This is a genomic window from Sphingomonas bacterium, from assembly GCF_028292945.1.
Lineage (GTDB): Bacteria > Pseudomonadota > Alphaproteobacteria > Sphingomonadales > Sphingomonadaceae > Sphingomonas.
On sequence record NZ_JAQGLJ010000064.1, the window covers coordinates 20,716 to 32,018 of the forward strand.

Genomic DNA, 11,303 nt, shown 5'->3' on the forward strand with positions numbered 1-11,303 from the left:
GCGGCCTTTAACCCTCCCGGCCTAGGACCGTCACATGGCCGCAGCTGCCCCGGGCACGATGATTCACGTCCATCCGGACATGCTCCAAGCGGGCGTGGAGCTGGTGCCCGTCCCGGCCGCGTTTGTCCTTCGCGACGCGAGTGGCTGGCGGCTCGAGGCCTCCAATCGCGCGTACCGGCGCGCTGGCCTTGGCACCGTTTCCGAACGAGCGCCCATGCTGCCCTCGCTGGCGGCGGCGCTGGATCAATTCATGGCCTCCGAGCTGCTGAACCACGAGTTCGCATGGTCGACCGGCGAGCAGATCGACAGTCGTCATTATCAGGTTGGTTTCGGTCGCCTGCAGTTGGGCCGTCAACGCTGCCTCGTCACGCTGCTCGACCAGACCTCGCGCCTCGATACCGAACGCAGCCTGCGCCGTGAAATGACCACGGACAGTCTGACCGGGCTGCCTAATCGCGAGGGTTTTAGCGACCTGATCGAGGCGGTCGCCGAGGAGCGCGCACGCCATGCCGTGTTGGTCATCGACCTGCTGCGCTTTGACCACGTCAATTCCTGCATGGGATCGCTGGTGGGCGACGAGCTGCTGATTACCGTCGCACGGCGCATCAAGGGCGCGTTGCGCGCCCGCGACTCGCTAGCGCGCCTCGGCGGCGATGAGTTCGGGGTGTTGATGGCCGTCGAGGAAGGGCGTGTCGAAGCGGCGGCGCTCGCCGATGGTATCCGTCGCGCGCTGCAGGCGCCGTTCCGGTTGAGCGATTTCGAGATCGGGGTGGAATGCTCGATCGGCATCGCGATCGGCGCGGACGATGACGGCCCCGCCGAAGAGTTGATCCGGCATGCGCAATTTGCCGTCAAGCGCGCGCAGGCGAGCGGTCACGCGGAGACATATCAACCGCAGGCATTCTCCGTCGCACGCGCACGCTTCGCGATGGAGACGGCGCTGCGGCGTGCGATCGAGGACCGCCGGCTGCGCCTGACCTATCAGCCGATCTGCGAGCTAGCGACCGGCCGGATCATCTCGTTCGAGTCGCTCGCCAGGTGGACGGACGAGGACGGACGCGATTGTTCGCCCGACGAGTTCATACCGGTCGCCGAGGAATCAGGGCTGATCGTGCCGCTCGGACGCTGGGCCATCGACGAGGCGGCGCGGACGCTGGCGGGCTGGGATCGGCAGGCGGGCGGCGATTGCGGGATCAAGCTGGCGGTCAACCTGTCCGCGATCCAGCTGCAGCGCGACACGGTGCCCGCCGTGATCGAAGCTGCCTTGGCAGCGACGGGGCTGACCGGAGAACGCCTGACGCTGGAGCTGACGGAGAGCGCCATCGTTAGTGATCCGGAGCGGATCGCGCGCACGATGCATGAACTCAAGGCACTGGGCACGACGCTGGCGATGGACGATTTCGGGACCGGCTATTCCAATCTCGCCTATCTCCAGCAGCTGCCCATCGACATCCTCAAGATCGACCGCAGCTTCGTGACCGGCATGCTCACCGATCGCAATAATCTAGCCATCGTCCGGGCGGTGTTGAGCCTGGCACAGGCGCTCGGCAAGCAGACGACCGCCGAAGGGGTAGAAACGGGTGCGTTGGCGCAGACACTAGCGGCACTGGGCTGTACCTTCGGGCAGGGCTATTTCTATGCGAAGCCGCTGGAGGCGTCGTCCGCCTGGCGGATGATCGCGTCGGCAACCACCGAGTCGGCGATCGATGCGACTCGCGAGTTCCCGGGAAATCCTTCCGCGACCCATTGATCCTCCACCGCCTTCAACGCCGCGGCGACCGCCGGTCCTCTGCGCAGACCCCGTTCTACCAGCGCCCCGCCGCCGATGGGCAGCAGCGGCGGCGTCCAGGCGAGAGCGTCCCGAGGGTCCTCTCCTGCGAGCAACAATCGGTCGACCGCGCTTTCGATGCCCGCGCGATAGGCCAGCGCGCGCACGTCACCTTCCACGCCGTGCTTGGCGCTGACGAGGCGTTTGCGGTCAGCCTTGGAGAGCTTCAGACGCGCGCCGATCGATTCAGCTGCCGCGGCAGGTACGACGGCCGCGAGACGCCGGATTGCGTCGGGCGCGACCCCTGCCTGAGCCTCGGCTTGGGCAAGCGCGTCTAGTCGGCCCGCGCTTGCCGGATCCAGCTCGGGCAACACGGGGACTAAAATGCCATGCTCGATCATCAATCTCGTGACCGGCACCGCGCCCGGCGCGACTAGCAGCTTGAGCAGCTCGGCCGTGATCCGCTCGCGCGACAGCGCCATCAGGTCGTTCGCCCGCGCGACACATGCCGCCAGACCATCGGGGTCCATCACCTGGCCGAACCGCGCATGAAAGCGGAAGAAGCGTAGGATGCGCAGGTGATCCTCGGCGATGCGGCGGAGCGGATCGCCGATGAAGCGGATGCGCCGCGCCGCGAGGTCGTCGATTCCGCCGAAGAAGTCGTCGACACGACTGCTCAGCGGATCGGCGTAAAGGGCGTTGATAGTGAAGTCGCGCCGCGCGGCGTCCTCGTGCCAATTGTCGGTATAAGCTACCACCGCGTGCCGCCCGTCGGTGGCAACGTCGCGGCGCAACGTCGTGACCTCCACCACCGTGCCCTGCGAGACGGCCGTGACGGTGCCGTGCGCGATGCCCGTGGGAACGGCGCGGATCCCGGCGATTTCCAAGCGCCGCACCACCTCCGGCGGCTCCAGCGACGTCGCCAGATCGACATCCGACACCGGCAGGCCGAGCAGCGTGTCGCGGACCGCTCCGCCGACGTAGCGCGCGTCGCCAAGCACGCCGATCAGCTCCGCCAGCCCGGCACGATCGCGCCACGGCGCTGGCGGCAGCGTCATGGCCCCTAGTTCCATTGGGCGAGCCGTCGCGACAGATTGACGATCATCGCCGCGGTCGCGCCCCAGATGCGGTGATCCTCCCAATGGATCTCATACACCCGCCGCTCCACGCCGCGCCACATCATGTCCTGCTGTATCTGATTGGCGGGTGCCAGCAGATGGTCCAGCGGCACCTCGAACATCATCGCGACCTCGTCGGCGTTGAGCGCGAAGGTCAGGTCGGGCGCGATGGCGGCGAGCACGGGCGTCACCGCATAGCCGGTGACGGTGCGGTAGCGGTCGACCTCGCCCACCACCGTCACCGCTGCGGGCACCAGGCCGATCTCCTCCTCCGCCTCGCGCAGCGCCGCCCCAATCGCGTCCTCGCCCGGATCCAGTCGTCCGCCGGGGAACGCGACCTGGCCCGCGTGGCGGCGCAACGTGTCCGTCCGCTGCGTCAGGATGACGCCGGGGCGGGGGCGATCAGTTACCGCGACCAGGACCGCTGCCGCCGTCAGCGCCTCCTCCGGACCATGATCATGACCGACCTGATCGCCGGTAATCAGCTCGACCGGCATCCGGCGGCCGCGCTCGAGCGCCGCCGCCAACCGCTGCGCAAGCGTCATGCAGGCGTGATCGGAAAGAAGAAGCCGGCGCTCCAGACGCCCGGCACGTCCTCGTCCCCGGCCAGCGCGCGGTCGGCGAGCTCGTAATAAAGCGAGCGTGCGACCAGTGCCTCCAGCCCGCCGCGGACATGGAGGTAGGGGCGGGGCTCGTCGGGCGTGCCCGCGAAGCGAAGCGCGTGGTCGGCCCCGGCGGTGACGAGGTCGCCGGTGTTGAGGCGAAACGCCAGCCGCGTATCGCTGCCCTCTCCCTCCGCCTTCATCTCGACGGCGGTGAACGGCGCATCCTCGACCTCGATGCCAAGCTTTTCGACGGGCGTGACCAGGACGAAGCCACCGTCAGGCTCGCGACGCAGGATGGTGGAGAAGAGCCGCACCATCGCCTCGCGACCGATCGGCGAACCCTGATGAAACCAGGTGCCGTCGCGTGCGATACGCATCTCGCTGTCGCCGCAGTGCGTCGGGTTCCAGCGCTCGACCGGGGGCAGCTTCTGCTCGGCGGCGAGTTGCGCGATTTCGGCCAGGCTGAGCGATGCTAGATCGGGAAGAGGCGCCATGGGCATGCGTGGCAGGTAGGCTGGGTGGTACAGGGGAACAAGCCTGCTGCGGTGGGCGTGTCGCAGGTCATGCGGGTCCCAGAACTCCCGGGACGTCCGGAACCCGCACGCCGCGCGCCAGCAGTCGGCGCTGCTCCACGGGTCCCGGCAGCCGCCACCCACCTGTACGATCGGCGGAGAAGCCGAAGAAGCGACTATAATATTCAGGGTCGCCGATCAGCACGAGGCCGTCGTCGCAGCCATGGGCGGTCGCCGCGAGCAGCGAGCGGGCCATCAGTTCCCGCCCGACCCCGTCACGCTGGCGCTCCGGCGCTACCGCGACCGGGCCGACCATCACCAACGGCACGCGCCCGCCCGCATCGGGGACGAAGCTGATCGGCCAACACTGGATGGAACCGACCAGCTCACCGCGATCCATCGCCACGAAGCTCAGCGCCGTCACCGGTCGCGCCTCGCCGCGCACGGCATAGGCGGCCCGTTGCCGACGCTGCGGCTCGAACGCACGATCGAGCAACGCCTCCACCGCCGCGTCGGCCACATCGGTAAGCGGCACCAATTCAATCACAGCCTTCTGTCCTGCTCAGGAGGCGGCGCGCTGTAGCGGGGCGGTTCGTGAACGCAACCGGCTTTCCTGGCCGACGCCGCGTGCTAGGGCGCGGGGATGGACGATCGACTTACCCTGGAAGTTCACGATCTGGAGGTCCGGGTCCTCACCGGAATCTATTCCGAAGAGACGCAACTGCCACAGCCGTTGCGAATATCGATGTCGGTCGATCTGGATTGTCCGCCGCGCTTTGCGCCTGACACGCGACTTGCCGAATCGAAGAACTATCTCGATCTCAAGCATGCGGCCACAACCGCGCTGCCCCCGGGCGTCCATTTCACGCTGATCGAGGGTGTTGCGGACCACATCTGCGAGACGTTGTTCCTGCAGGACCGCAGGGTGCGCAGCGTGACGGTGAAGATCGTCAAGCTCGCTATCGCCGAGGCCGGCGAAGCGATCGGCGTCACGCTCGTCCGACACCGATGATCCCGCTCTCCCGCCGCTGACGGGCCGCGTCAGCCTGACGTGCCACTGCGTCCACATGCGCCGAGCTGCGCCAGGACATAGCGGTAATCCTCCTGCGCCTTGACGGTGTCCGCCGGTGCAAGCTCGGCGGTGCTGAGAGCGGGAAGGGCTGCAGGCAGCGAGCAGGCGAGTCGATACCAGAGCAGCGTGTCCCGCGGCGGGGGCGCCGCAGCCTCGTCGACGATTTCCGACAGCGCGACCGCCCAGCGTGGCCGTTCGCCGGGCCGGCGCAGGACAATCAGCGATATCGGGCGATTGTCGGCAGTCTGCAGGAACACCTGCGTCTCGCCCTCGCCGGGCAGCGCGCCGGCAACGTGAAAAGCGTTGCCGACGCCGGTTACGCGCGGCGCCGCGTCCGCGCTCAGCGCCTCGCGAACGATTGCGCGGACTTGCGCGTCCACGTCCGGCAGCCAGCGCAGCTGCGCATCCGGCGAGACAAGCTGAAGCTGACCCGCCACGGGCGTCGGCCGCGCGAACAGCAACACGCGCGCCTTCTTCAGTGACGGCAGTTTGCCGCGCAGGTCCGGTCGGACGTCAAGCAGATAACCGACGCGCGGGGGCAATCCGTCCGCCCCCCGGATGAGCTGTCGCACCTCCGCCTCGACATAGAGCCGGACGAGCCCCGCCGGCACGTTCGCCACGTCCTTGCTTTTCAGCCTTGTTGTCGAACGAACGACCGCGTCGCCGATCACCGGCGCGGCCAGCACCAGATCGGTCAGGTCGGCGTAACCGGGCGCAGCCACCCCGGTCGCCGGCTGGGTCGCGCCGATGGCAGGCGTGGCCAGAGCCGCAAGGAAAACGAGAAGGCGCAGGGGAGTGGGCATATCCGGAGGGCTACCGCCCCCTACCTGAACCGCCAAGCAACAAAGTTGCGGTTCAGGACCGGACAGGTCACCACCGACAAAGCGTTTGCGTGTCGTTCCACGCGCGGATAGACGGGCTGTGTCGCACAGGGATACAACCCCCGGTGCGGACGTTTTTTTCACTCCGGACCTCACTTTCGTCGTGCGAACGCGGAAGAACAAGGGAGAGTACGAGCCGAATGGCCTACGCTGATCGTGATACATCCGGCAGTCGCATCGTGGCGATCTTCATCGTCTGCCTCATTGTGGCAGCCGTCGGCTACGCATTCGTAACCGGCCTTGCACAGGACTTTACCAAGAAGGTCGCCAAGGACCTGAACGTGTTCGACGTGGCGCCGCCGCCGCCGCCGCCGCCGCCGGAGGAACCGCCACCCCCGCCGCCCGATCAGCAGCTGGAACCACCGCCCGTGGTGTCGCCGCCGCCGATCGTGCAGACGAACATCGCGCCTCCTCCGATGGTGGTGACACAGCCCAATCCCCCGCCGGTCTATGTGCCGACGCCAACGGCCCCGCCGCCGTCACCGCCCGCTCCTCCGCCCGCGCCGCCGGCACCGCCGCGCGTCTCGCAGGCGGCCGGTCTGAAGGGTGACGTCGGTCGATTCTTCGGCGCGGACAGTTATCCACCTGCCGCACAGCGCGCTGGGGCACAGGGCCGGGTCGTCGCTCGTCTTACCGTCGGTACGGACGGGCGGGTCACCGACTGCAACGTGACCAGCTCCAGCGGCAACGACGACCTGGACTCGACGACCTGCCGCATTGCTCGCAGCCGGGTGCGGTTCACCGCTGCGAAGGATGACAGCGGGCAGCCGATGTCGTCGACCTACACACTTCCGGTTCGCTGGGTGTTGCCGCAGGATTGAGAGTAACAGCGGCGGGCATCGACCCGCCGTCTTGACCCCCCATACGCTAAAGGACTGACCCGACCATGCTGATCACCACTCTCGCAGCCGGCGCGGCCGGCACCGAACAATACGGCCTCATGAAGGCGCTGGAGGAGGGCGGTCCGATCTCCTGGTCCACCTTCATCATCCTGGTAACGATGCTGGTGGTGTCGTTGTACATCATGTTCACCAAGCTGTTCGAGCAGCAGAAGATCCGCAACCAGTACAAGCGGGTGCACCAGAGCTTCTGGGCGTCCAACTCGCTGCGCGAAGGCGCCGCCAAGCTCGAGAAGAATTCCGCCTACCGCCAGATCGTCGACGATGGCCTGGCCGCGCAGGAGCAGCACACCAAGCTGACCGATCCGGTCGAGGCGCATGACTGGCTGCACGGCTCGCTTGCGCGCTCGGAGGCATCTATCAATTCGCAGCTGAACGCCGGCCTTGCGTTCCTGGGCACGGTCGGCGCGACCGCGCCGTTCATTGGGCTGTTCGGCACCGTGGTCGGCATCTATCGCGCACTGATCGCGATCGGTGCCTCCGGCCAGGCTTCGATCGACAAGGTCGCGGGGCCGGTCGGCGAGGCGCTCATCATGACCGCGCTCGGCCTGATCGTCGCCGTCCCGGCGGTGCTCGGCTATAACTGGCTCCAGCGCCGCAACAAGTCGATCTCCGAGGACCTCTCGTCCTTTTCCAATGACGTGCTGGGCTTTCTTGCCTCGAACGGCGCGGTAAAGCCGACGATGCGCTCGACTGCCGGCGCTACGACGACGACCGCCGGTGCCGCTGCGGTCAAGACACCGGCGCGGACCACCACGGGTTCGTCGACGATGGGTTCGACGGGCGCCAATCCTTCGCAGAGCTGATCGTCCGAACGGCCGGCGTGTCCAGATGCGCCGGCCGGTTCTGATGCCGGACAGTTTCGAAGGCTAAGGTCGACCTCGATCGACCGCAACAAGGACAGTTTTTCCGATGGCCATGAGTGTAGGTGGCGACGAAGCCGAGACCATGTCGGACATCAACACGACGCCGCTGGTCGACGTCATGCTGGTTCTGCTGATCATCTTTCTCATTGCGGTGCCGGTGGTCGTACAGTCGGTGAAGCTGAAGCTGCCGGACGTGCGCTTCGATCCCACCGAGACGAAGCCTGAGAATGTCTCGCTCTCCGTAGTCCAGGACACTGGCGGCAATTGCCAGGTTTACTGGGGAATGACACAGGTCGGGCATCAGGAACTGACGCAGCGTGCCGTGGACAAGCTGAAGGCAGAGATCGCGCGTCAGGGTGGTATCGGCAACCCCGATCTGGAGCTGCCGGAGGTCCATATCCGCGCGGACATCAACGTGCCGTGGCAGTGCGTCGGCGGCGCGATCTATAACATGCAACGCGCGGGATTTGCCAAGGTCGGCTTCATTTCCGAACCGGCTGCGACAGGCAATGCTCCGCGGCTGTAACGTTGCATGCTCGGCAAATAGTTTCAGGAGTTAGTTCGACATGGCAGTGAGCGGCGGCAAAGACGACGGCGGCCCGATGGTGGATCTGAACATGACGCCGTTGATCGACGTCCTGTTGGTACTGATCATCATGTTCATCATCACCATCCCCGTCCAGACGCATGCGGTGAAGGTAGACCTTCCGGTGCAGAGCAACGACAACCGGCCGCCTCCGGTCGACCCGACGAAGAACAAGATCACGATCGACCCGGCTGGGGCGATTGCTTGGAACGGGGTACCGGTGAATGACGCGACGTTGGCGGGATATCTTGTCCAGAGCGCCGGCATCGTTCCCGAACCCGAGCTGCACTTTCAGCCCGATGCGCAAGCGCGGTACGAGGTGGTAGACCGGACGCTGGCGGTGATCAAACGCTCGCCGATCACCAAGCTGGGCTTCATCGGCAACGAGCAATATTACAGTAAGTTCTAAGTGGGCGAGCCAGTCAGCAGTCATCAGGCTGACGATCTGCGGCACGGTTACAAGGTCGGATGATGGCAGGGCGGGCGCGGGTTGAACCGTTGCCCGCCCTTTTCGTTTAGATGATCGAGGGTCAGCCGTTCAGCGCAGTACTCGGACGCTCGCTCAAGCGTGGCGTCCCGCGGCAGTGTCGGTCGGGATCGCTCCCCCGGCGCTGACCCGTCGCAGCACGGCCACGTAAATGCTTGCCAACGCATGTAGATCTTCCACCGCAATCGCCTCGTCTACCATGTGCATCGTCGCGTTGATCAGACCCAGCTCGATGACCGGACAGAGCGCGACCAGGAAGCGCGCGTCCGACGTGCCGCCGCTGGTGGACAGCGCCGGCGCCTGACCAGTCACCTCCGCCACGGCACCGCTTAGAAGGATCGAGAGCGGGCCGGGTGCGGTCAGGAAGGCTTCCCCAGCAATGCGATGATCTATGATCGCCTCGGGCGCGTGCAGCCGCACGGTCGCGGAGAGACGCTCGATCAATTCAGGTCCACGATGAAGATCGTTGAAGCGGATGGAAAGCCGCCCCTTCGCGCGGCCCGGAATGACGTTGCCGGTCGGGTTGCCGACTTCAAGATCGGTGAACTCTATGTTCGAGGCCTGAAACCAGTCGGTGCCTTCGTCCAGCACTAGCGCGTCGATCGCCGCCAGCGCACGGATCAGCTTGGGTACGGGGTTGTCCGCCAGCTGGGGATAGGCGACGTGACCCTGCCTGCCTGGCACATCGATCCACATATACGCCGAACCACGCCGACCAATCTTTACCGTGTCGCCAAGTCTCGCGACCGACGTCGGCTCGCCAACCAGGCAGAAATCCGGCCTGATGCCGCGCGCTGCCATGCGCTCGATTAGCGCACGGGTGCCATAGAGCGCTGGCCCTTCTTCATCGCCGGTGATGATCAGCGCGACGTGCGCATCGGGCAGAGCCGCGCAGGCGGCGACGAATGCCGCCACCGCGCCCTTCATGTCGCACGCGCCGCGACCGTACAGCATGCCCCCCCGGACCTCGCCCGACCACGGCGAATCCGTCCAGCCCTCACCGGGGGGAACCACATCGAGGTGACCCGCGAACGCGAACATCGGTCCGGAACCAGCGCGCAGGGCCAGCAGGTTCTCCACCGGACCGCTCGGTGGTTCACCCGAAACGAAGCGGTCGACCTCGAACCCCAGCGGCACCAGGGCAGCTTCCAGGATGTCGAACACCGCGCCCCGCGCTGGCGTCACGCTGTCACAGGCGATCAGCTGCCGGAGAAGGGCGACGACATCGATCACGGCGTCTTCGTGTCGGTGGGCGTCGGCTGCTCATACTGCTCGATCACCCACTCCTCCTCCTGCGCTTCGGCGATCCACTGCTGCATCCAGGGATGCTGGATCATCGCCTCGCAATAACCGGCGGCGAAGCGCGGGACGGGGAGCTGATAGGTGAGCAGTCGCGTCACCACAGGGGCGAACATGATGTCCGCAGCACCGAACTCGCCGAACAGGAAGTCGCCGCCGCCGCCGAATCGCGCGCGCGCCTGCGCCCAGAGCTGCATGATCCGCTGCAGGTCGGCGAACACGTCCTCATCGGGGCGCTGCGCCGGGAAGATCTGGCGCACGTTCATGGAATGCTTGCGGCGCAAAGCGGCGAAGCTGGAATGCATCTCCGCCGCCATGGACCGCGCCATCGCCCGGGCGGCGTCGTCGGGGGGCCAGAAACGGTCGCGGCCTGCCTTGTCGGCGAGATACTCGACGATGGCCAGGCTGTCCCACACGACCACCTCGTCGCCGTCCCACAGGACGGGCACCTTGCCGCCGGAAGGTGCGAACTCGTCACCCTGTCGACGCTGGTTCCAGTCGGCGTCGTACATCGGCACGACCACCTCCTCGAACGGCAGCCCCGACTGCTTGCACGCGAGCCAGCCGCGCAGCGACCAGGATGAATAGGCCTTGTTGCCGATGATGAGCTTCATGGCTGAGCGCTTAGCGCCTCGCGGCGGGCGTCGCCAGCCGTTCCCCACGCTGGTTCACCGCCTGCAAGGCTCCGCGCGATAATCGGCCTTAGAGCCGCTTGCCTCGTGGAAGGTCGGTCAGGGGCTGCGGGTTAGCCGAGCGCATCCAGCACCGCCGCCCGCAGTTCTGGAATGCCCATGCCACCTTCACTGGAGGTGGCGATGATGTCGGGGTGCGCTGCGGGGCGTTTGCGCGCTTCCTCGGCCGTGCGCTGGGTCACTTCGGCGAGGTCGGTCGCCTTGATCTTGTCGGCCTTGGTCAGCACCAGACGATAGCCGACCGCAGCCGCATCCAGCATCGCCATGACCTCGCGATCGACTTCCTTGATGCCGTGGCGCGAGTCGATCAGCACCAGTGTGCGCTTGAGCGCTTGGCGGCCGCGCAGGTAATCGTTGATCAGGAACCGCCACTGCTTGACGACCTGCGGCGGTGCCTTGGCGTAGCCATAGCCGGGCATGTCGACGAGGCGGAACACGATCGGCTTGCCAACATCGAAGAAGTTGAGCTCCTGTGTCCGGCCGGGCGTGTTCGACGTCCGCGCCAGACCGTTGCGATT

14 protein-coding genes are annotated in these 11,303 nt (G+C 66.5%); 6 read left to right on the plus strand and 8 right to left on the minus strand.

The features are described 5' to 3' along the window. Positions 1-34 precede the first annotated feature (34 nt). Entirely contained in the window at positions 35-1,750 is a 1,716-nt protein-coding gene (locus JWN21_RS08085) for a bifunctional diguanylate cyclase/phosphodiesterase (RefSeq protein WP_299648138.1), read from the plus strand. Here the strand turns inward: JWN21_RS08085 and JWN21_RS08090 are convergent. The 4 genes from JWN21_RS08090 to JWN21_RS08105 form a co-directional block, all read right to left on the minus strand. Then, positions 1,636-2,826 (minus strand): CCA tRNA nucleotidyltransferase, encoded by a 1,191-nt coding sequence (locus tag JWN21_RS08090; protein WP_299648140.1) that lies wholly within the window; start codon positions 2,824-2,826, stop codon positions 1,636-1,638. The genes JWN21_RS08085 and JWN21_RS08090 overlap by 115 nt on opposite strands. 5 nt (positions 2,827-2,831) lie before the next feature. Next, positions 2,832-3,431, minus strand: a complete 600-nt coding sequence (locus tag JWN21_RS08095; protein WP_299648143.1) for a CoA pyrophosphatase — start codon at positions 3,429-3,431, stop codon at positions 2,832-2,834. After that, positions 3,428-3,991 carry a DUF1285 domain-containing protein gene (locus JWN21_RS08100; protein ID WP_299648146.1) on the minus strand — a complete coding sequence of 188 codons (564 nt, stop codon included), beginning with the start codon at positions 3,989-3,991 and terminating at the stop codon, positions 3,428-3,430. Before JWN21_RS08100 ends, JWN21_RS08095 begins: the two co-directional genes overlap by 4 nt. Positions 3,992-4,052: 61 nt before the next feature. Further along, positions 4,053-4,550 carry a GNAT family N-acetyltransferase gene (locus tag JWN21_RS08105; RefSeq protein ID WP_299648149.1) on the minus strand — a complete coding sequence of 166 codons (498 nt, stop codon included), beginning with the start codon at positions 4,548-4,550 and terminating at the stop codon, positions 4,053-4,055. Between the two features lie 96 nt (positions 4,551-4,646). Between JWN21_RS08105 and JWN21_RS08110 the strand changes: the two genes are divergently transcribed. After that, positions 4,647-5,015: a dihydroneopterin aldolase gene (locus JWN21_RS08110; protein WP_299648151.1), complete on the plus strand. Its 369-nt coding sequence runs from the start codon at positions 4,647-4,649 to the stop codon at positions 5,013-5,015. Positions 5,016-5,044: 29 nt separating this feature from the next. Here JWN21_RS08110 and JWN21_RS08115 read toward each other — a convergent pair whose 3' ends face one another. Continuing rightward, on the minus strand, positions 5,045-5,878 hold the full coding sequence (locus JWN21_RS08115; protein WP_299648154.1) for a hypothetical protein: 834 nt from the start codon (positions 5,876-5,878) through the stop codon (positions 5,045-5,047). A 218-nt stretch (positions 5,879-6,096) separates the two neighbouring features. On the opposite strand from JWN21_RS08115, the gene JWN21_RS08120 reads away from it, so the two are divergent. The 4 genes from JWN21_RS08120 to JWN21_RS08135 all read left to right on the plus strand — a co-directional run bounded on the left by JWN21_RS08120 (position 6,097) and on the right by JWN21_RS08135 (position 8,716). Next, entirely contained in the window at positions 6,097-6,777 is a 681-nt protein-coding gene (locus JWN21_RS08120) for an energy transducer TonB (RefSeq protein WP_299648157.1), read from the plus strand. A 65-nt stretch (positions 6,778-6,842) separates the two neighbouring features. Beyond that, the gene (locus tag JWN21_RS08125; protein WP_299648160.1) at positions 6,843-7,661 is read left to right on the plus strand and encodes a MotA/TolQ/ExbB proton channel family protein; all 819 of its coding nucleotides are present in this window, start codon (positions 6,843-6,845) and stop codon (positions 7,659-7,661) included. Between the two features lie 106 nt (positions 7,662-7,767). Further along, a complete protein-coding gene (locus tag JWN21_RS08130) occupies positions 7,768-8,247 on the plus strand; it encodes a biopolymer transporter ExbD (protein ID WP_299648164.1) in 480 nt (159 codons plus the stop codon). Between the two features lie 40 nt (positions 8,248-8,287). After that, positions 8,288-8,716, plus strand: a complete 429-nt coding sequence (locus tag JWN21_RS08135; protein WP_299648166.1) for a biopolymer transporter ExbD — start codon at positions 8,288-8,290, stop codon at positions 8,714-8,716. A 153-nt stretch (positions 8,717-8,869) separates the two neighbouring features. Here the strand turns inward: JWN21_RS08135 and dapE are convergent, their stop codons facing one another. The 3 genes from dapE to yihA form a co-directional block, all read right to left on the minus strand. Next, positions 8,870-10,027 carry a succinyl-diaminopimelate desuccinylase gene (gene dapE / locus JWN21_RS08140; RefSeq protein ID WP_299648169.1) on the minus strand — a complete coding sequence of 386 codons (1,158 nt, stop codon included), beginning with the start codon at positions 10,025-10,027 and terminating at the stop codon, positions 8,870-8,872. Next, complete coding sequence (locus JWN21_RS08145; RefSeq protein ID WP_299648172.1) at positions 10,024-10,707, minus strand: glutathione S-transferase; 684 nt, start codon at positions 10,705-10,707, stop codon at positions 10,024-10,026. Before JWN21_RS08145 ends, dapE begins: the two co-directional genes overlap by 4 nt. A gap of 131 nt (positions 10,708-10,838) precedes the next feature. After that, positions 10,839-11,303, minus strand: a 465-nt coding sequence (yihA, locus tag JWN21_RS08150) for a ribosome biogenesis GTP-binding protein YihA/YsxC (protein ID WP_299648175.1), incomplete at its 5' end; no start/stop codon positions are given.

Excerpts from the sequence above, each read along its gene's own strand:
- JWN21_RS08085 (WP_299648138.1), top strand. The coding sequence starts at position 35 with ATGGCCGCAGCTGCCCCGGGCACGATGATTCACGTCCATCCGGACATG.
- JWN21_RS08090 (WP_299648140.1), bottom strand. The coding sequence starts at position 2,826 with ATGACGCTGCCGCCAGCGCCGTGGCGCGATCGTGCCGGGCTGGCGGAG.
- JWN21_RS08095 (WP_299648143.1), bottom strand. The coding sequence starts at position 3,431 with ATGACGCTTGCGCAGCGGTTGGCGGCGGCGCTCGAGCGCGGCCGCCGG.
- JWN21_RS08100 (WP_299648146.1), bottom strand. The coding sequence starts at position 3,991 with ATGCCCATGGCGCCTCTTCCCGATCTAGCATCGCTCAGCCTGGCCGAA.
- JWN21_RS08110 (WP_299648151.1), top strand. The coding sequence starts at position 4,647 with ATGGACGATCGACTTACCCTGGAAGTTCACGATCTGGAGGTCCGGGTC.
- JWN21_RS08115 (WP_299648154.1), bottom strand. The coding sequence starts at position 5,878 with ATGCCCACTCCCCTGCGCCTTCTCGTTTTCCTTGCGGCTCTGGCCACG.
- JWN21_RS08120 (WP_299648157.1), top strand. The coding sequence starts at position 6,097 with ATGGCCTACGCTGATCGTGATACATCCGGCAGTCGCATCGTGGCGATC.
- JWN21_RS08125 (WP_299648160.1), top strand. The coding sequence starts at position 6,843 with ATGCTGATCACCACTCTCGCAGCCGGCGCGGCCGGCACCGAACAATAC.
- JWN21_RS08130 (WP_299648164.1), top strand. The coding sequence starts at position 7,768 with ATGGCCATGAGTGTAGGTGGCGACGAAGCCGAGACCATGTCGGACATC.
- JWN21_RS08135 (WP_299648166.1), top strand. The coding sequence starts at position 8,288 with ATGGCAGTGAGCGGCGGCAAAGACGACGGCGGCCCGATGGTGGATCTG.
- JWN21_RS08145 (WP_299648172.1), bottom strand. The coding sequence starts at position 10,707 with ATGAAGCTCATCATCGGCAACAAGGCCTATTCATCCTGGTCGCTGCGC.